Origin of the sequence: Herbaspirillum sp. CAH-3 (assembly GCF_009668275.1) — a bacterium.
Lineage (GTDB): Bacteria > Pseudomonadota > Gammaproteobacteria > Burkholderiales > Burkholderiaceae_D > Herbaspirillum > Herbaspirillum aquaticum.
In genome coordinates this window covers 86,905-105,691 of record NZ_VSWE01000013.1, presented here as the reverse complement: position 1 = coordinate 105,691, position 18,787 = coordinate 86,905, and the positions used below count along the sequence as shown (strand labels likewise).

General features: G+C 63.7%; 18 protein-coding genes. 12 read left to right on the top strand and 6 right to left on the bottom strand.

Going from position 1 to position 18,787, the window contains the following annotated elements; all coding sequences use genetic code 11:
* Positions 1 to 158 precede the first annotated feature (158 nt).
* Together FYB76_RS17580 and FYB76_RS17575 are read left to right on the top strand one after the other, a co-directional pair.
* Entirely contained in the window at positions 159 to 1,124 is a 966-nt protein-coding gene (locus FYB76_RS17580) for a LysR family transcriptional regulator (RefSeq protein WP_088756528.1), read from the top strand.
* 190 nt (positions 1,125 to 1,314) lie between these two features.
* Complete coding sequence (locus tag FYB76_RS17575; protein WP_370516371.1) at positions 1,315 to 2,472, top strand: PHB depolymerase family esterase; 1,158 nt, start codon at positions 1,315 to 1,317, stop codon at positions 2,470 to 2,472.
* 87 nt (positions 2,473 to 2,559) lie between these two features.
* On the opposite strand, the gene FYB76_RS17570 is transcribed toward FYB76_RS17575, so the two are convergent.
* Positions 2,560 to 3,051 (bottom strand): DinB family protein, encoded by a 492-nt coding sequence (locus FYB76_RS17570; RefSeq protein ID WP_154134458.1) that lies wholly within the window; start codon positions 3,049 to 3,051, stop codon positions 2,560 to 2,562.
* 260 nt (positions 3,052 to 3,311) lie between these two features.
* On the opposite strand from FYB76_RS17570, the gene FYB76_RS17565 reads away from it, so the two are divergent.
* The 9 genes from FYB76_RS17565 to FYB76_RS17525 all read left to right on the top strand — a co-directional run bounded on the left by FYB76_RS17565 (position 3,312) and on the right by FYB76_RS17525 (position 12,747).
* Positions 3,312 to 4,895 carry an MFS transporter gene (locus tag FYB76_RS17565; RefSeq protein WP_154134457.1) on the top strand — a complete coding sequence of 528 codons (1,584 nt, stop codon included), beginning with the start codon at positions 3,312 to 3,314 and terminating at the stop codon, positions 4,893 to 4,895.
* Positions 4,892 to 5,989 (top strand): HlyD family secretion protein, encoded by a 1,098-nt coding sequence (locus tag FYB76_RS17560; protein ID WP_154134456.1) that lies wholly within the window; start codon positions 4,892 to 4,894, stop codon positions 5,987 to 5,989. The genes FYB76_RS17565 and FYB76_RS17560 overlap by 4 nt, the downstream gene beginning before the upstream one ends.
* On the top strand, positions 5,986 to 7,422 hold the full coding sequence (locus FYB76_RS17555; protein ID WP_154134455.1) for an efflux transporter outer membrane subunit: 1,437 nt from the start codon (positions 5,986 to 5,988) through the stop codon (positions 7,420 to 7,422). Before FYB76_RS17560 ends, FYB76_RS17555 begins: the two co-directional genes overlap by 4 nt.
* Before the next feature lie 143 nt (positions 7,423 to 7,565).
* A complete protein-coding gene (locus FYB76_RS17550) occupies positions 7,566 to 8,246 on the top strand; it encodes a cytochrome c (RefSeq protein WP_370516373.1) in 681 nt (226 codons plus the stop codon).
* A gap of 5 nt (positions 8,247 to 8,251) precedes the next feature.
* Positions 8,252 to 9,538 (top strand): cytochrome c, encoded by a 1,287-nt coding sequence (locus FYB76_RS17545; RefSeq protein WP_154134453.1) that lies wholly within the window; start codon positions 8,252 to 8,254, stop codon positions 9,536 to 9,538.
* A 3-nt stretch (positions 9,539 to 9,541) separates the two neighbouring features.
* Positions 9,542 to 9,751, top strand: a complete 210-nt coding sequence (locus FYB76_RS17540; protein ID WP_154134452.1) for a hypothetical protein — start codon at positions 9,542 to 9,544, stop codon at positions 9,749 to 9,751.
* On the top strand, positions 9,748 to 10,335 hold the full coding sequence (locus FYB76_RS17535) for a cytochrome C oxidase subunit II (protein WP_154134451.1): 588 nt from the start codon (positions 9,748 to 9,750) through the stop codon (positions 10,333 to 10,335). Before FYB76_RS17540 ends, FYB76_RS17535 begins: the two co-directional genes overlap by 4 nt.
* The gene (locus FYB76_RS17530) at positions 10,322 to 11,941 is read left to right on the top strand and encodes a cbb3-type cytochrome c oxidase subunit I (RefSeq protein ID WP_370516370.1); all 1,620 of its coding nucleotides are present in this window, start codon (positions 10,322 to 10,324) and stop codon (positions 11,939 to 11,941) included. Before FYB76_RS17535 ends, FYB76_RS17530 begins: the two co-directional genes overlap by 14 nt.
* A complete protein-coding gene (locus FYB76_RS17525) occupies positions 11,941 to 12,747 on the top strand; it encodes a c-type cytochrome (RefSeq protein WP_154134450.1) in 807 nt (268 codons plus the stop codon). Before FYB76_RS17530 ends, FYB76_RS17525 begins: the two co-directional genes overlap by 1 nt.
* Before the next feature lie 100 nt (positions 12,748 to 12,847).
* On the opposite strand, the gene FYB76_RS17520 is transcribed toward FYB76_RS17525, so the two are convergent.
* From FYB76_RS17520 to FYB76_RS17505, 4 genes are all read right to left on the bottom strand, one after another.
* Positions 12,848 to 13,684 carry a LysR family transcriptional regulator gene (locus FYB76_RS17520; protein ID WP_154134449.1) on the bottom strand — a complete coding sequence of 279 codons (837 nt, stop codon included), beginning with the start codon at positions 13,682 to 13,684 and terminating at the stop codon, positions 12,848 to 12,850.
* A 171-nt stretch (positions 13,685 to 13,855) separates the two neighbouring features.
* Positions 13,856 to 15,037, bottom strand: a complete 1,182-nt coding sequence (locus FYB76_RS17515; RefSeq protein WP_154134448.1) for a patatin-like phospholipase family protein — start codon at positions 15,035 to 15,037, stop codon at positions 13,856 to 13,858.
* A 14-nt stretch (positions 15,038 to 15,051) separates the two neighbouring features.
* Positions 15,052 to 15,840 (bottom strand): 3-hydroxybutyrate dehydrogenase, encoded by a 789-nt coding sequence (locus tag FYB76_RS17510; protein WP_154134447.1) that lies wholly within the window; start codon positions 15,838 to 15,840, stop codon positions 15,052 to 15,054.
* A gap of 37 nt (positions 15,841 to 15,877) precedes the next feature.
* Positions 15,878 to 16,621, bottom strand: coding sequence for an acetoacetate decarboxylase (locus tag FYB76_RS17505; RefSeq protein ID WP_154134446.1), 744 nt, complete (start codon positions 16,619 to 16,621; stop codon positions 15,878 to 15,880).
* Between the two features lie 477 nt (positions 16,622 to 17,098).
* Here FYB76_RS17505 and FYB76_RS17500 point away from each other — a divergent pair, with 477 nt between their 5' ends.
* Entirely contained in the window at positions 17,099 to 17,965 is an 867-nt protein-coding gene (locus tag FYB76_RS17500) for a LysR family transcriptional regulator (RefSeq protein ID WP_154134445.1), read from the top strand.
* A 78-nt stretch (positions 17,966 to 18,043) separates the two neighbouring features.
* Here the strand turns inward: FYB76_RS17500 and FYB76_RS17495 are convergent, their stop codons facing one another.
* Positions 18,044 to 18,631 carry a mechanosensitive ion channel family protein gene (locus tag FYB76_RS17495; protein ID WP_195724662.1) on the bottom strand — a complete coding sequence of 196 codons (588 nt, stop codon included), beginning with the start codon at positions 18,629 to 18,631 and terminating at the stop codon, positions 18,044 to 18,046.
* Positions 18,632 to 18,787 lie beyond the last annotated feature (156 nt).

Genomic DNA, 18,787 nt, shown 5'->3' with positions numbered 1-18,787 from the left:
TTGTGACTTGGGTGGAAAGTGATTCGGGAGGAGTATGTGACGCAATCATCTCTTTGAAAATTGCCAAATTGGATAAAAGTCATAACCTTTGGTAATGTGCTGACTCATGTCACGCAAGCGCCGAAATGCTCAGCCAGCACGATCATCGGGAGAAATCATTGAGCTTCAATCTGCAGCAACTGGAAATGTTCTGTGCCATCGTCGGTGCCGGTAGCCTGGGGCGAGCGGCGCACGTGCTCGGCCTGACCCAGCCGGCCTTGAGTCGGGCCATCAAGCGTCTCGAGGAATCCGTGGGCGGCATCCTGTTTGAACGTCACACCACCGGCATGCACCTGACACAGCTTGGACAGGCGCTGCTGCCGCACGCACTTTCCTTGCAACGGGAAGCCAAGCAGGCGCGCGACGAACTGGATGCCCTGCGTGGTTTGAGCAAGGGCGTCATCAAGGTCGGCGCGGTGGGGAGCATTGCCAGTCTGGTACTGCCACTGGCTGTGGCCGGTGTACTGGAAAAATGGCCCAACCTGCGCGTGGAAATCATCGAAGGCGTTTGGGATCGTCTGGCAGAGGGCTTGCTGACCCACGAGATCGACCTGGCACTTGGCACGTCGGGCATGGAAACCGATGGCGTGGCAGCGATCGCGGACTGCTGCTGGACAGACCTGAGCTACGTGGTGGCAGGAAACGATCATCCCTTGCGGGGCAAAGACAAGATCACCCTGGCCGAAACCCTTGAGCTGCGATGGGCATTGACTCCTGCTGGCACAGGACCTTATCTGCACCTGAAGGAAACGTTTGCGAAGGCTGGCTTGCCGATGCCTGAGATCGCAGTGGAATCACGTTCCGTCACGGTACTCAAGAGCCTGGTAGCACGCTGCGGATTCGTGGGCTGGATGTCCGGCCCCATGTTCGATACGGAACGCAAGGCCGGCCTGATCGATGCGCTGCCGGTGGAGGGACTGAAAGCCCCACGGACCTTGATGGCATTTCGACGCCGCCAAGGGATACTGCCCACACCAGCGACCCGATTGCTGGACGAATTGCGCAATCTCGCGGGTTCCTTGCAGTCTCTTGGTCCTGATACCGATACGGCAGAGAACAGTTCAGCTCACCATTCCTGGCGGTAATCCCGGGATGGCGCTCGCACCGGCCATCTCTGCTTGGATTTTGTCATGCCGATAGGCGGGATAGTTTGCGGGATCGGAACTGCATTCAATGCCGCAACCGCAGCTCCGGTGTAATACCCAGCCCCAAAAATTGGCAATAACATGACGTGTCCCTGAGCAACGGACGAATCAACCATTCCGCCCCCCGGGCGTGCAGCAACTGCTCTGGCACTCGCAAGAGAAACTGCTTGCAGACACCACGGTCAAACAATCCCATCGTCCACCCGGCGTCATCCTGATGAAAAAACTGAGCCGCCTGTGGCTATCGGCCATGAAGAAAGCCGGGAAAGTACAGCGCAAACAATTTCTCGATTTTCTGTCGCCCGCCTCACCCCGCAGCAAAACCTCATCCGGACGCACCACCAAGAGCGCTCCCCGTGCAGCCAGCGCATCCGCATCCGAAGTGACAGTCACGGCCGGAGTCCATCACGTCCCCGCCACCACTCATTCGCTGCAGTATCGCCTTTGCCTGCCCAAGCCCACTCCCTCAGGGCTACCCTTGATCGTGATGCTCCACGGCTGCCAACAAAACGCTGCCGACTTTGCGCAAGGAACCAGGATGAATGCGCATGCCGCCAAGCACGGTTTTGCCGTCCTCTATCCGGAGCAATCCCTGCGCGCCCATCCTCATCGATGCTGGCGATGGTATGCACAGGACGCCCAGAAGGGCGAAGGTGACGTCGCATTGGTGGCCTCCTTGATCCAGGAGATCCTGGAAACGCATCCCATCGACCCGCAACGCGTCTACGTCTGCGGGATCTCGGCCGGGGCAGCGTTGGCACATCTCCTGGCATTGACGCATCCCGAACTCATCGCTGCTGTCGCGCTGCATGCCGCGCCGGTTTCCGGTGTTTCCAGCAGCGCCGCCGGGGCGTATTCGGTGATGCAGCACGGATCGCTGCGCGCTTCAGCCGCCGCCAAGCGGGCGCTCACGCGCTTTCCCCGAACGGGCGCATTACCGGCGATCCTCATCGGCGGGACTGACGACAAGATCGTGCGGCCCATCAATCAGCGCCAGCTGCTGGAACAGTTTCTTCTGCTCAATCACGCGCAGGGCTTGACCGAGCAGCCTGCCCGGGAAACGCCATACGGCCGCACCTCCAAAAAACACCCCCGGCGCAGGATAGTTGCAACCCGTGACTATCTTCGTGGACGCAAGCTCATCGTCCGATCCGTGGTGATCGAGGGACTGGGGCACGCCTGGAGTGGAGGGGATACCACCTTGTCCTACAATGCCGCGGGGCCGGATGCCAGTCGGCTGGTTGTGGATTTTTTCTCGCGGCACCGCCTGGAACCGACAACGAAGTAAAACACCTTGGTTACCCGCGTTACCAAAAAACGAGGGGCGCAAAGCAGATCAGTCCTGCGTCACAAAGCGGCTGCGTCTTGCTGATGCCTAGCCCCGTCTCTCCGGTTCAGCAGCATGAATGAACACGTTGTAAGTATCGGCAGGACGCGTCCCCACGGCCAGGTCAAGCGCATGGCCAATCGCCCCGCGATGGTAAGTACCGTGATTGATGAGGTGGAAGATGACTTCCTCCCGACTGAGCCTTCCGCGCTTCCCATCCACAAACGTAAAGGAAATATTTTCCTTCAGCTGACTGGCAGTGAGGCTTCCCGCATAGGCCTGCAACCACTTGTTCGCTGCCATCAGTCTCGCATCCAGCTCATCCAGTTCGGGCAGGTGCTCGGTATTGGTGGAGTCATGCGGATCGGCCATGCCACGCAACCGGGCCTGGAACAACTCCTCCACGCGCACCATGTGGTTCAACTGCTGCCGTGCAAAATCCAGCGCGCGATTCTGCTCCTCCTGGTCAAGTTCAGCGACCGCGTCGAGAATGCGGCGGTCTGACCAGAGCTTGTATTCCAGGATGTTGGTAAAGTCCATTTGGTATCTCCTCCGAAGCCCTGAAAGATACCTCAAACGACGGATGCCCTGCACAGCGCCCCAATCTGGTCGGCCCTGCGCGGGATACCTACAAATTTCCTTTGTAGCGCCCCCAAATATTCTTTGTTTCTCAACAGCAGCACCGCTCAGTACCATGGCAGCCATAAAAAGCCGCGACCGCACGCCCACGCACTGAGGCGCTCGCGAAGTCGCGGCAACAAGTCGTTTCCATTAGCCCCTCTCTGCCGCGCCGCCCTGCCATGGTTGACCGAATACCAGACCGCCCCGCGCCCGCTGCCCCGGAAGCGCCAGCCTTCCCGGGCTCGCCCTACATCGCCACGCATGCCCCCGGGCGCCGCGCGGCCTATGCCGCCATCGCGGTACTGGCCGGCATCGGCGCCACCTTCGGCAATGGCATGGTCAATGTCAACATCGCCAGCCTGGCCGGCGCACAGGGTCTCTACACCGCCGAAGCCAGCCTGCTGCCAGCGGTCTATGTCGGCTTCAACGCCTGCGCCAACCTGGTCCTCGTCAAGGCGCGCGCGCAATTCGGCATCCCCCAGGTCACCCTCACCCTGCTGGCCGCCTACGCGCTGGCCGCCCTGCTGCACCTCTGCGTACCAGGTCTGGCGGCGGCCATCGTAATGCGCGCCGCCTGCGGCCTGGCCGCGGCCGCCCTGACCACCACCACCATCTACCACCTGCTGCAGGTCTTCTCGCTCAAGGCCCGGCCGCTGGCCCTGGTGGTCGGCGTGAGCCTGCCGCAATTCGGGCCGCCGCTGGCGCGCCTGATGTCGCTGGATTTCCTCACCGGGTCGCAATGGCAAGGGCTGCTGCTGACCGAACTGTGCATCGCCCTGGTGTTGCTGGGGGCCATGACCCTGGTGCCGCTTCCGCCCAGCGAGCGCAGCCAGGCCTTCGAGGGCTTGGACCTGGTGACGATCTCGCTGCTGGTACCGGCCGGACTGCTGCTCTCGGCGGTGCTCGGGCTGGGCCGCATCCTGTGGTGGACCGATACCCCCTGGCTGGGCCTGGCGCTGATCGGCGCGCTGGTGCTGGCGGGCGCGGCCTGGATGATCGAGCGCCAACGCGCACGTCCGCTCTTGCAACTGCGCTGGATGCTGACAGGCGACATCGTGCGCTTCGCCATGGTGGCCTTCCTGGTCCGCATCGCACTGGCCGAGCAGACCTATGGCGCCATTGGCCTGCTCAGTGCCGGCGGTCTCAACAACGATCAATTGCATGGTCTCTTCCTCGCCGTCACCGCCGCCATGTTCCTCGGCATCATCGTGGCCGCACTCACCCTGTCGGAACGCAACCTGCCCTGGCAAGTGGCGGTGGCAGCGCTCTGCATCGCCCTGGCCGCCTGGCTCGACAGCGGCAGCAACAGCCTCACCCGCCCGCCGCAACTCATGCTCAGCCAGTCGCTGGTGGCCTTCGGGACCACGCTCTTCGTCGGTCCCACGCTGGTGTTCGGATTTTTACGGATGAGCGCGCGCGGCGGCGATCACCTGGTCAGTTTCATCGTCCTCTTCAGTGTCAGCCAGAACATCGGCGGGCTGGCCGGTTCAGCCTTGCTCGGCAGCGTCCAGACCATCATGGCCAAGGTCCATGCGCAGGTGATGTCCGAACGCCTGCTGGCTTCCGATCCGCAGACCGCCGCACGGCTGGCGCAAGGCAGCAGCGCACTGATGCAATCGCTCATGACCGAAGCCAACACGCTGGCCTACAACGATGTCTTCCGCCTGGTGGCGCTGGCCGCCCTGGCCGTGGCCGCCTACCTGGCTTGTGAAACCTGGAGCCGTCGGCGTGCAGCACGCCAGCGGCCGGAGTACGCTGCATGAACACCCCCCTCCCCGCGAATTCTTCTTCCGTCCCCGCAGGCCTGCCGCCCAAGGTGTCGCGCCTGCGCCTGGTGCTGGCCCTGGTGGTGCTGGCCGCTGCCGTCCTGCTGATCCTGCGCGGCTGGCAGTTGCCACCGTTCGACGGTCCGCTCCAGCACACCGACAACGCCTACGTGCGCGGCCGCACCGCCGCGATCGCACCGCAGGTCAGCGGCTACGTGGTGGAGGTTGCCGTCAAGGATTACCAGCAGGTGCAGCGCGGCCAGGTGCTGGTGCGCATCGACAGCCGCATCTATGCCGCCCGGGTGGAACAGGCCAAGGCCGCCGTGGCCGCGCAGATCGCCCAGCTGGAAAACGCTACCCAGGCAAAACGCGCACGCGCGGCCGCCATCACCGCGCAGGACGCCGCACTGGCCAACGCGCAGGCGCAATTGCAGCGCGCCCGGGTGGACCTGGCGCGGGTCGATGAACTGGTCTCCGATGGTTCGGTAGCCCTGCGTGAACGCGACCAGAACCTGGCGGCTCACGCCCAGGCCGAGGCCCAGGTGCGCCAGGCCAGTGCCGCACTGGACATGGCGCGGCAAGACCTGCGTACCGTCGAGGTCGGACGCGATGCCCTGGTCGCCAATGTGGAAGCTGCGCATGCGCAACTGCGGCTGGCCCAGATCGACCTGGACAACACCGTAATCCGCGCCGCCGAGGATGGACAGCTCGGCGAAGTCGGCGTGCGCCTGGGCCAGTACGTCACCAACGGTACACAGTTGCTGCAACTGGTGCCGGCCGAACGCTGGGTGGTGGCGCACTTCAAGGAAGCCCAGACCGCCGCAATACGCCCGGGGCAATATGCCGAAGTGCGCATCGATGCCCTGCAGGGTCAGCGCCTGTCCGGTCGCGTGCAACTGGTAGCGCCTGCAGCGGGCTCGGAATTTGCGGCCATCAAACCCGATACCACCACCGGCAACTTCGTCAAGATTCCCCAGCGCATCGGCGTGAAGATCGTCTTCGACGATGCGGCCACGGCCGCCCTGCTGCTCCCCGGCATGTCGGTGGAAGCCACGGTCGATCCCGGTCGCCTGGCGGAGCAAAAACGATGAACACGCCTGCCCGCTCCGCGCAAATCATTTCCCTGGTGACGCTGGCCGTCGTGCTGGCGGCTTGCGCCGGCCCGCGTCCAGCACAGCCGGAACAGGCTGCCGTGACGCTGCCGGCGCAATGGCGCGAGCCGCAGGCCAGCACGCAAGGCATCAGCCTCTCACGCTGGTGGGAATCCTTCGGGGACCCGGTCCTGAACCAACTGGTGGACCAGGTCCTGACTGGCAACAGCGATCTCGCCATGGCCGCTGCCCGCGTACAGCAGGCGCGTGCTTCCAGTCGCCTGGCTACGGCACAGCGCATGCCTTCGATGTCCGCGTCGGGCATGGGCGCGCACCAGGGCGACGTCGATGCCTTCGGACGTGCGCGCGTCCAGGATGCGTGGCAAGCCGAACTGTCGCTGTCCTACGAACTGGATCTCTTCGGTCGCCTGGCCGACCAGGACGCCGCTGCACGCGCCACCCTGCTGGCCACCGATGCTGCACGCAGTACCTTGCGGCTGGCGCTGATCGCCACCACCACCAGCACCTACATCGCCTTGCGCGCACAGCAGGCCCGCCTGGAGGTTCTGGACCAAACCCTGGAGATGCGCGCCCAATCCCTGCAACTGGCACGGCGACGCGCCCGGCAGGGCTATGCCAGCCGGCTGGAGGTGGAACAGTCGCAGTCCGAATATGCGGCCACCGAGCAGCTCATCGCCTCCACCCGCATGGCCATCAGCCGCAATGAACATGCCCTGGCCCTGCTGGCCGGCCAGCCCGCCCTGCTGGTGGCACCCGGTGCCGGCCTGCAGGCGCTGACCCTGCCCGCCATTGGCCCCGATCAACCGGCCGCCTTGCTGCGCCAGCGGCCCGACATCTTCCAGGCCGAACAGCAACTGGTCGCCGCCGACCATACGCTGGATGCGGCCCGGGCGGCGCTGATGCCTTCGCTGCGCATCGGCCTCAGCGGCGGTGTGGTCGGCTCCAACCTGCTGCCGGATCCGCTGTCGATCTTCTCCGTCGGTGGCAGCCTCCTGGCGCCACTGCTCGATGGCGGGCGGCTGCGCGCGCAGGCCGACGCCACCGCCGCACGCCGCGATGAAGCCGCGTATGCCTACCAGAAAGCCGTGCTGGTGGCCTGGCGCGACGTGGAAGATGCACTGGCCGCCGCACGCGGCGCCCAGGCCCAGCAACAGGCCGTGCAGGAACAGGAAGTGGCCCTGCGCGAAGCCCTGGCCATGAGCCGCAAACGCTATCGCGCCGGTTACTCGCCCTACCTGGAACAGCTGGATGCGCAGCGCGGCTTGCTCTCGGCGCAACTGCTGGAAGTGCAGGCCCGCGCCGATCGCCTCAGCGCCATGGTCAGCCTGGCCCAGGCCCTCGGTGGTGGCTGGGAAGCCGAACGCGCCCAGGATCTGCCCCCGCAGGCCAACGGCAGCCCGCTACGCCCATGAGCGAGCATTAAACGCAGCTTAATGATCCCTCCGAACACCATTAAACGATGCAGGAGCCCCCGGTGATCCTCGCCCCAACTTCCCGCCAGCGCATCGCCACGGCGATCCAGGCCCTGGCAGTGGCCGCACTGACCGTGCTGCTCCTGTACTCGCCATGGGCCCAGGCACAGGACAAGCGCGATGCCGCCACGCCCTATTTCCGCAAGCTCGATTCCATGGAGGCGCGCATGCAGGCCTGCGTGAACTGTCATGGACAGCAGGGCCAGGGCACCTCCGATGAATACTTCCCGCGCATTGCCGGCAAGCCGGCCGCCTATCTCTACAATCAGCTGCTGGCCTTCCGTGAGGGCAGGCGGGTCTATCCGCCGATGAACTACCTGGTGGGCTACCTGCCCGATGCCTACCTCAAGGAGATGGCGGAGTACTTCGCCGCCCAGCAGCCGGCCTTCGAAGCGCGCGGCGCACAGCCACTGAGTGCGCCCATGGCCGAACGCGGCCGCACCCTGGTGCAACAGGGGGATGCAGCCCACGGTATACCGGCCTGCGTGGCCTGCCATGGCAAGCAGCTCACCGGCATGCTGCCGGGTATTCCCGGACTGGCTGGCTTGAAGCCCGCCTACATCGCCGGCCAGCTCACCCGCTGGCGCGTAGGCGAACGCGTAGCGGCCGAGCCGGACTGCATGAAGCGCATCGCCACGCGGCTCACCGACAGCGACATCAGCGCCGTGGCCGGCTGGCTGGCCCAGCAACCCGCGCCTGGCAACGCGGCACCCGAACCATCCAACCTGATCCGCATGCCGCTGGCCTGCGGCAGCCAAGGCTGACCCACATGCGCGCGAAGCTGAAAAACCTTGTTCCCCTGGCCGCCCTGGCGATCCTCGCCGCCAGCACCAGCTGGCTCTACCTGGGCCGCGAGCCGGCCGCCTCGGCCGCACCAGTGCTGCGCACGGCCGGCAATGACATCATCAGCCGTGGCCAATACCTGGCCCGCGTGGGCGATTGCGTGGCCTGCCACACTGCTCCCAATGGCCAGCTGTTTGCCGGTGGCCGTCCCATGCCCACGCCCTTCGGCAACCTCTATGTCCCCAACATCACCCCCGACGACGAGACCGGCATCGGCCGCTGGAGCGCCGACGACTTCCATCGCATGATGCATCACGGTATCTCGCCCGATGGCAGCCTGCTCTATCCGGCCATGCCCTATGCGTCTTACACCCAGGTCACGCGCGAGGACAACGACGCCATCTACGCCTACCTGATGTCGGTGCCGCCGGTGAAGAAGAAGAACCGCGAGCACGAATTGCGCTTCCCCTTCAACCAGCGCGAACTGCTGCTGGGCTGGCGGTCACTGTATTTCAAACCCGGCCAGTTCCGGTCCGATCCGGGGAAGTCGGTGGAGTGGAACCGGGGTGCCTATCTGGTCAAGGGGCTGGGCCACTGCACCATGTGCCACACCGCCATCAATGCGCTGGGCGGATCGAGCGATGCCAAGGCCTTCGAAGGCGGCATGATCCCCAACCAGAACTGGTATGCCCCCTCCCTGACCTCCAACATGGAAGCCGGACTGGGCAACTGGGAGATCAGCGAAATCGCCGACCTGCTGCGCAAGGGCGCCTCGCATCGCGGCACCGTCTACGGCCCCATGGCCGAAGTGGTCTACAACAGCCTGCAATACCTGACGGACGACGATGTGCGCGCCATGGCCGTCTACCTGAAGTCGCTGCCGCAGAAGCAGGAATCGCCCCCGCCCGCCGCCAAGGACCGGCTGGTGGCCCCCGAGAAGATGGAACTCGGCCGCACGCTCTACAGCGCCCAGTGCGCCGTCTGCCATGGCGCCAACGGCCGGGGCATGCCGCCCGCCTATCCGCCGCTGGCGGGCAATCCCTCCATCACCATGGCTTCGCCCGTGAACCCGATCCGCATGGTGCTCAATGGCGGCTTCCCGCCGGGCACCATCGACAACCCGCGTCCGCATGGCATGCCGCCGTTCTCCCACATCCTCAAGGATGACGAGATCGCCGCCGTGGTGACCTATATCCGCGTGGCCTGGGGCAATAGTGGTACGCCCGTGGCCGGCCAGGCGGTCAACGACCTGCGCAAGCTGTTACCGGAGTAAGCCATGCACGCACCCGACCCCATCCCTTCTGCTTCTGCAGGGCACAGCAATGGCGAGCGCCACGACGATGAGCTCGGCGCCGACATCGAGGCCATCGTCCAGCGTGGTCCTGGCGGTGCCTTTGCGGTGGCCGGCCTGGCATCGGCCATCGTGATCGCGCTGTTCTTCCTGTTCTACTTTTTCGTCTACCTGCCGCGAGGCATCGTCCAATGAATCCACTCAATCCTCCACCGGCAAAGCCCTCCGGCCTTCAGCGTTCAGCGCTGGTGGCCAGCCTGGCCGAGCGGCGCTGGCTGATCTTCGTGCTGCTGGTGATCCTCTCGCTGCTGTCGCTGATGGTCTTTACCGCCCTGCACTGGGCCGCCATGCCGCCTTCGCGGGTGGAAAAGATCGACGTGAGCAGCGTCCACCTGCGCGGCGAATTCATCGAGAGCAACCTCGGTACCGCCCAGGAAGCCGGCGGGCGCGTGGTGGTGCGGCTGGTGGCGCAGCAATATTCATTTGTGCCGCAATGCCTGGTGGTGCCGGAGAAAACCCCGGTCACCTTCCGCGGCACCAGCACCGATGCCATCCATGGCTTCCTCATCGGCAAGACCAATGCCAACACCATGCTCATCCCCGGCTTCATCTCCACCTTCACCACCAGCTTCGAACAGCAGGGCGAGCAGCTCATGCCCTGCCATGAATATTGCGGCGTGGGCCATGAAGCCATGTGGGCCAAGGTCCAGGTCATCTCGCGCGAAGAATTCCAGTCGCGGATGCAACACGAAGAGAGGTTGAACTGTGTATCACGTTAAGCGCCTGGTCCTGGCCCACCTCTGGATCGCCTTCATCGCCTTCTTCCTCGCCATCCTGCTGGGGGAGTGGCAGATGTATATCCGCAGCCCGCTGCACAGCTGGATCAGCAATCCCGAGCATTACTATCGTTCGGTGACCCTGCACGGTACCGTGATGGCCTATGTACTGCCCACGCTGGTGGCCATGGGAATCGGCTACGCGATTACCGAGATCGCGCTGCGCCAGCCCCTGCTGGGCCTGCGCTGGGCGTGGCTGGGATTCTGGCTGGTCATCGGTGGCACGGTCATGGCAGGAGCTACTACAGCGGCGGGCAAGTCTTCGGTGCTCTACACCTTCTATCCGCCCATGATCGGCAGCCCCTTCTACTACCTCGGCATCGTGCTGGTGGTGGTGGGCTCCTGGATCTGGGTGGCGTTGATGGTCTTCAACCTGCTGGCCTGGAAGCGTGCGCATCCGGGCCAGGTAGTGCCGCTGGCGATGTATGGCAATGTCGCCGGCGCCTGCCTGTGGGCCTGGACCTCGATGGGGGCCAGCAGCGAGATCCTGCTGCAGATCCTGCCCGCTTCGCTGGGCTGGACCGACACCATCAATGCCGGCCTGGCGCGCGTGCTGTTCTCGTGGACCCTGCATGCCATCGTGTATTTCTGGCTGGTGCCGGCCTACCTGGTGTTCTACACCATCTTCCCGCGCGCCATCGGCGGCCGGCTCTACAGCGACACCATGGCCCGCGTGTCCTTCGCATTGTTCCTGGTGTTCTCCATGCCCATCGGCATCCACCACCTGTTCGCCGATCCGCAGGTCGGTGCCGGCTTCAAGTTCGTGCATGCGGCGATGACGGCGATGGTGTCGATCCCGACCTTCCTGACCGTCTTCACCATCGTTGCCTCGGCCGAGATCGTTGGGCGCCTGCGCGGCGGCAAGGGGCCCTTCGGCTGGGTCAGGGCACTGCCGTGGGACCAGCCGATGATGCTGGCCGTCACCTATGCCTTCATCATGCTGGGATTCGGCGGGGCCGGCGGCCTCATCAACATGAACTACCAGGTCAACGAGACCGTGCACAACACGCAATGGGTCACCGGGCACTTCCACCTGATCTTTGCTGGCGCCATCGTGATCATGTATTTCATGGCGGCCTATGAGCTGTGGCCACAGCTGCGGCACAATGCCACGCCCTCGCCCCGGCTCATCAAACTGCAGATCGCCCTCTGGTTCGCGGGCATGATGATCCTGACCATGCCCTGGCATCTCGTGGGCCTCCTGGGTGCGCCTCGTCGCATGGCCTATTACGACTACACCCATCCGGCCCTGCATCCGCACGGCCTGCTGGTGCTGATCTCGGTCGCAGGCGGCATGGTGCTGGTGGTGTCGGCCGGGCTGTTCCTCTACATCCTTGCTTCGGCCCGCACGCAGAGCGGCCCGGTGCGCCCCTACAGCTTTGCGGTCGCCGTGCATCCGGAGCTGCGCCCGCCTGCGCCCCTGAACAGCCTGCGGCTGTGGGTCGGCATGATGATCGCGCTGACCCTGGTCAACTACGCCTATCCCATCGCCCAGCTGGCGTCATTGCCCGAGGCCTGGGTGCCGGTCATTCCGATTGGAGGACAGTGATGCCCCTCGCCAGCAAGCGCCCACCGATGAGCCCCGCCACGCGCCGTAGCGTCCTGGCCCTGTTGTGCCTGGTCGTGATCTGCCTGGCGGTAGGCTTCCTGTGGCTGCCGTCGGTGCAGGCCGACTTCCGCGCCGCCAGCCTGTGGGACAGCATCTGCCGCGCCGCCGGGGTGCCCGGCCAGTGGAGTGCGCCGTCGGCCAAGGCACCGGCACCGGTGGTGGCCAGCAATGTGGTGCTGCTGCCCGCAATGAGCCGTCCGGCATCGCCCCAGTCCGTGGGACGCGGGGCCACGCTGGCCCTGGCCTGCACCATGTGCCACGGGGTCCAGGGCCACAGCCGTTCGGACGCCCCCGGCCTGGCCGGACAATTCCCCGAGGTGATCATCAAGCAGCTGGCCGATTACCGCAGCGGCAAGCGGTCCAACGCCGTCATGGGCGCATTGGCCCGCACCCTGTCCGACCGCGATAGCGCCGATCTGGCCGCCTACTTCGCCAGCCTGCCCCGCCCGGCACAGGCAGGCGGTCTGGCCGAGAGCGCTGTTCCACGCCTGGTGCAGGTAGGCGATCCGCTGCGCAATATCGCGCCCTGCATTTCCTGCCACGGCGGGGCCGACCGCAAGATCGGGGCGCCCTGGCTCGATGGACTCCCCCGTCACTATCTGGCCGAGCAGATGGCCCTCTTCAAACGCGGTGAGCGGGCCAACGATGCCATGCTGCAGATGCGCAACGTGGCTCACGCCATGCGCGAGGACGAGATCAGCGCCATTGCCGACTATTACGCGCGCGCGGCAGTCCAGCCATTCTGAGCTTGCGCGCCCCAGGCGCATGGACAACGGCCGCATTTCCGTGAAGGGAATGCGGCCGTATTGCTTCCGTATCGCTTGATCGCTTTGTTGCAAGACCGGACTAAGGCCGGTTGAGCACCTTGCGCAGTACCGTGGCGAAGGATCGGATCAGTGCATCATTCCTGAGCGGGTTGTAGCGCATGAAGAATTCAACGTGCCCGGGAAAGGGCAGCAGCGTCGTCTCCATGGCATGCGGCAGGGTGAAATCGCCCAGCACGGTTTCTTCGTTGAACAGGGAGATCCCCCACCCGGAACGGATGGCCGTACGCAGCGACGCAGGATCATCGCTTTCGAAATGCACGGTCCACTTGTGACCGGCCGAGCTGAGCGTGTCGAAGATATGTTCACGGATGAAGGTCGGCGCAGGCAGCACCACCAGTGGGATGGTCATTCCCGGCCGCACCAGGTGATGCAGGTCGCCGACCCACACCAGCCGCTCGCGGCGCATCACTTCGCCCTGGGCATTGCCGTCGGCTTGCGCCCCCAGCACCACATCCAGGCCACCGGCCTCGAGCTTGGCCAGCAGCTGGCTGGTACGGCCGGTCTCGCAGCGCACTTCCAGGCGCGGCTGGACACGGCGCAGCTCGCTGAGCAGGGCAAACAGCATGGGCAGGCTGAAGCCCTGCGTAAAGCCGAAGCGTACGAAACCATCCAGCGTCGTGTTGGAAAACTGGTAGCGGATACGATTGGCGATATCCACCATCTTGCGTGCTGCCAGCAGGATCACCTCGCCATCCGGGGTGAGTTCTATCCGCTGATTCTGGCGGCACACCAGCGGCCGTCCGACCAATTCCTCCAGCCGCTTGAGCTGGGCGCTCACAGCCTGCTGGGTAAGATGCATGCACTTGGCTGCGCCACTGATGCTGCCCTCCTCATGCAGGTAGACGAGCATATGCATGAGTGCGGGATCGATGAACCTGTTATTCAATTTATTCTCACCATCTGGCGAACCAGTCCGCTCCGCTCCCCCGAGCAGATGCGCTCGTCAACGCCGCCGATGGCCGCGTTGACGGTACTCCCAGGTCAATCCGCGGGACAACCTGTCTTGCCTCCAATACGACCAGCTACTTCAGGCGCGGCGGCTGGTGCCCAGCCTGTCGAAGATCATCACGTTCTCCTGGTTCGACGGGCGCTCAAAAATCTCCGGGTGCTTCAGCGTCGCCACGGCATCTTCATACCCGGCCTGCCAGTGTTCGTGCATGGTCAGCCGCGAGAATTCATAGTCCTTGGAGTGGCTCTCATACTGCCGCGAACGATAGATCAGGTGCACGATGTTGTAGGCCTTGTGATCAGCCACCTCCCGCAGCAGCTCCAATCCTTCCATGTCCTGCAACTGGCGCGGCAGCTTCTGCAGCAGGTTGGCCAACGCGCCGCGCACCCGCTGCACGCGTTTGAAATGATCGGTGGCGCTGCGTGTGCGACTGGAATACTGGATATCCTTCTGGCGCGTGGTGACATCGACCAGGTTGCCGGGCAGGTTGCCCTCGGCATTCCACAAGTCGACCTGGAAGGCGAGGGTGTCCTGGCGGGTCGGACCATCGGCGACCCATTGCAGCGGGGTGTTCGAGATCAGGCCACCGTCCCAATAGAATTCACCGTCGATTTCGGTGGCCGGAAAGCCCGGTGGCAGGGAGCCGCTGGCCATGATGTGCTCTGGCCGGATCAGATGGGTTTCCGTATCGAAATAGGTGAAGTTGCCGGTCCGCACGTTGACCGCCCCCACGCTCAGGCGTGTTTCCCGGCTGTTGATGCGGTCGAAATCGATGAAGCGTTCCAGCGTCCCCTTCAATGCTGAGGTGTCGTAGAAACTGGTCGCCCCGAGGCTGCCATTGGGATGAAAAAAGGGGGACGGCCGGCGCGGCTCGAAGAACCCCGCCGCCCCTTTGAAGAGCGCCATGCCGGCGCTGACCTGGTTGAACAGACCCCGCGAAAAGTCACCATGGCCGCCATGGACTTCGGACAGGACGGCCATGTCCAGGACCGGATTGGCGGTGATGCAATCCCAGAATCCCTTGAGCTTGGCGACCCGGTCCTGCGGGGCATTGCCGGCGATGATGGCGGAATTGATCGCACCAATGGAGATGCCTGCAATCCAGTCCGGATGCACCTCGGCTTCGGCCAGCGCTTCATAGACGCCGGCCTGGTAGGAGCCCAGTGCACCGCCGCCCTGCAGGACCAATGCGATGCATTCGAAGGCGCTGCGTCCTTTGCCGGATGGCCTTGCAGCAGCACGGGAATGGGGCTTGTTCATGGTCGCTCTCGTGATTACTGCATGAACCAGCCGTGGCTGACGACCAGGGATTGGCCGGTCAGCGCATTGCTGTCAAAGCCTGCAAAGAACAGGGTGGCTGCGGCCACGTCCTGGACGGTGGTGAATTCGCCGTCGACGGTTTCCTTGAGCATGACGTTCTTGACCACGTCCTGTTCGGAGATGCCGAGCGTGCGCGCCTGTTCGGGGATCTGCTTTTCCACCAGCGGGGTACGGACGAAGCCCGGGCAGACGACATTGGCGCGCACCCCATGCTTGGCACCCTCCTTTGCCACTGCCTTGGCCAGGCCGATCAGGCCATGCTTGGCGGTCACATAGGGAGCCTTGAGCAAGGAGGCTTCCTTGGAATGCACGGAACCCATGTAGATGATGCTGCCACCATTGCCGAGCTCGTACATGTGGCGCAAGGCGGCCTTGGTGGTCAGGAAGGCGCCATCGAGGTGGATGGCCAGCATCTGCTTCCATTTGGCGAAATCGAACTGGTCCAGCGGCGCGACGATCTGGATACCGGCATTGCTCACCAGCACATCGAGGCGGCCGAAGTGGCTCACCACGTTGTCGATGCCGGTGGTGACCTGTTCTTCGTTAGACACATCCATCGCCACACCGATGGCGCTGCCCTTGCCCGCGATGGCTTCGATCTCCGCTGCCGTGGCGACGGCCGCTTGCAGGTTGAGGTCGGCGATGGCGACCTTGGCGCCTGCACGGGCGAACGTGAGGGCGATTTCCTTGCCGATGCCGCTGGCAGCACCGGTGACGATGGCAACTTTATTGTCGAGACGCATTTCTACCCCTGTGGTGTGTGATGATGTGATGAATGGACTAACGCAGATAATCGTGGATGACCTTGCCCAGGCCCAAGGTGAGATCGGCCTTGAAATGCGCCGCCGATACGATCTCCAGGACCGGCAGGTCGCCGACCGGAGCCAGCGCGTGGGAGGTCAGCGAAAGTGCGGCCGGGCCGCTGAAGCCCCACTTCAGGTCGATGTCTTCGAGATGGTATTCAACCAGTTCGCAGATACGCGCCGTGCCATCGACGTGCGGAATGATCTTGAGCAGGAAGTTCGGCGTGGCAAGCGAGGCCCGCAGCGGGTCCAGGTCCAGCGCGCGGTGCTTGTATCCCATGGTGGCCGTGGCCACCCGCACCGGGCCATAGTCGAGCGTACCGACGAGGCAGTCGGTTTCGACCGTCAGGGAAGGCTTGGCCAGCTTCTTGGGAAAGCCCCACAATTCCCGCCCACCGGCGATCGGCGGGTCATCGTCGAGGAACATGGAATGGCTGTAGCCGCCTTGGCGCCCCTGGAAGCTCACCGGAATGACTTGCCCGGATTCCGTATAATCGCCAAATCCGGTAGAGTCCGGCATCCGCATGAACTCGTATTTCACGAAGGGCCGGTCGGGATCGATCTCCAGGGGTTCGGGAACCACCGCACGCAATTTGTCCACATCGGTGCGATAGGTGATGACCAGGTACTCCCGGTCATTGAAACGATAAGGCCCCCGGGGAAAAGCCGGGCTGGTGAACGGCATGGCATAGGCTTGCTGACGGATGTCTTCTTCTTTCATCGTTCTTTCCTTTGACAGTAATCGCCGGTTCAAGGGCGCCCCATGCGCTGAGCCGGACCAGACCGGTGGCGATGCGGGCGCGAAAGTGGGCGCGCGCACCGGCAGCAGGCGTGCACACGCAGGCAACGGAAGGGATCAGGCAGATCCCTCTATGGCAGACGACATGCCGTGGCGGGCAGCGGGAGATTGAAGACGAACGGCGGGCATACGGCGCGAACACATGATCATCCTTTGAGCGTCCTACAATGCACATCGATTCGGGAATCCGGTTTGGTGGCGGCACTTGAAGATGCGATCCGGGTCCTGATCTCCACCCGCCAAGTGGCCAAGACATCATAAGGTTCAGGCAGGAGGATGAGAAACAAAGAATATTTGTAGCCAGAACAATAAAGATTTGTAGATCTTGCGCGTCGTCAGCGGGCCTGTACGCGCGCACGGACAAGCCGGGAAGGATCCCGGCATTTCGGGGAGAAGAGCGTGATCAATCGATTCATCGATCCTGCGCTGATGCACATGTTCGTGTACCTCAGTGAGGAGGGTTCGTTTACCGGTGCCGCCGAACGCATGAACCTGACCCAGCAAGCCGTCAGCGCGCAGATGAAGCGCCTTGAGGAGCTCACGGGCCGCACGCTGGTCAAGCGTAGCCACCACAAGGTAGAACTGACCCATGACGGCGATGCCCTGCTCATCGCAGCCAGGCAAGTGGTCGACCTGTCGGATCGGCTGCGGCGGCAGTTCTCGACCATGCCACTGGAGGGCGTGGTCAGGCTGGGATTCAATCCCGGTATTGCACCTTCGCTGCTCTTCCCGCTCATGAGCGAGCTGCGGCGCTCCCATCCCCGGCTTGAGGTACGTTGCCAGACAGCCCCGAGTGAACAGCTCGTGGCACGCCTGCAGTCAGGCAATCTGGATATCGTGCTCGGGGCCCAGCGCGCCGGGGATCTGCGTGGCGAGGTACTGAGGAAGGAACGGCTGGTGTGGGTCGGCGACGTCGACAACCTGGTCAGGCAAGATGCGCCGATTCCGCTGGTGATGCTGCCGGCGCCCGCATTCATCCGCGAACACATCTTCGACATCCTCAGCAAGGCCGGTTTGCATTGGACCGTGCATACGGAGTGCGACGATGCCACCACCATGCGCGCCGCCATCCTTGCCGGATGGGGAATTTCCTTGTTCAACGAAGAAACGATCGCCGATGAACCCGGCTTCCCTCAGCACGCGGACACTGACAAGCTGCCCGATCCGGGCCATATCGAGTTCTTCCTCAACTTCGCCACCGGCAATCAGAATGCATCCATCGATTCCATGGTGACCATCCTGCGCAGCACCCTGCGGTTTCCGTAAAGACTGCACAAGCAGGCGGATGCGCGCGCGGGGCATCGGGCTGGGGCATCATCCTTGGATGTTGCCCGGCATGGTTCCCTAAAATTCCACCCCGCCCTCATCACTCCACCTGCGCACAATCCGCTGAAAGAACATGCTGTTGGGCAGCTGCAAAATCGTCTTCACTTCCTGCCCCTGCCCTTCCTCCAGCAAGGTGGTATAGACCAGATTGATATCCAGCACGCGCCCCTTCACGCCGGGCTTGTCGCCGCCCTCCAGCACTTCGATCAAATCCCCCACGCGGAACGGGCTGGTGGTGAAGATCAGGATCGCGCAAAACAGATTGGACAACACGCTCCACACCGCAAAGAATGCCACCGCGCCCACGGCGGCAAACCCGGTGAATGCAGACCACAGCACCGCCCCGGACACCCCCATGCGCTCCAGCGCCCACAGCATGGCACCACCGTAGATGAAAAATCCCAGTACCCGCTGCGTGAGCATGACGGCCGTGGCCGGCAGTCCGTAAGTCCGCGCGATCCTGGCCATCACGCCCCTGGCCACCCGCATGATGGCCAGCGCCAGCAGGAAGATCAGTACCACTTCCGTCGCCGGTACGAGTACGTCGAACCAGTCGGCCATCCATTGGGGCAGGTTATCGTGGATGGACTGCAAAACTCTGTTCATTCATTTCCTCTTGAAAATCACTTTGACGATGCGTTCCCGATCATGCAACGACAACGCCCATGCAGAAAAAGTGCCGTGAAACCCATCGTGATCGAGCCGCATCGAAACAGCGCACAGAGTAAACCAGATTCAACGGAAAATCCGACTTGATTACAT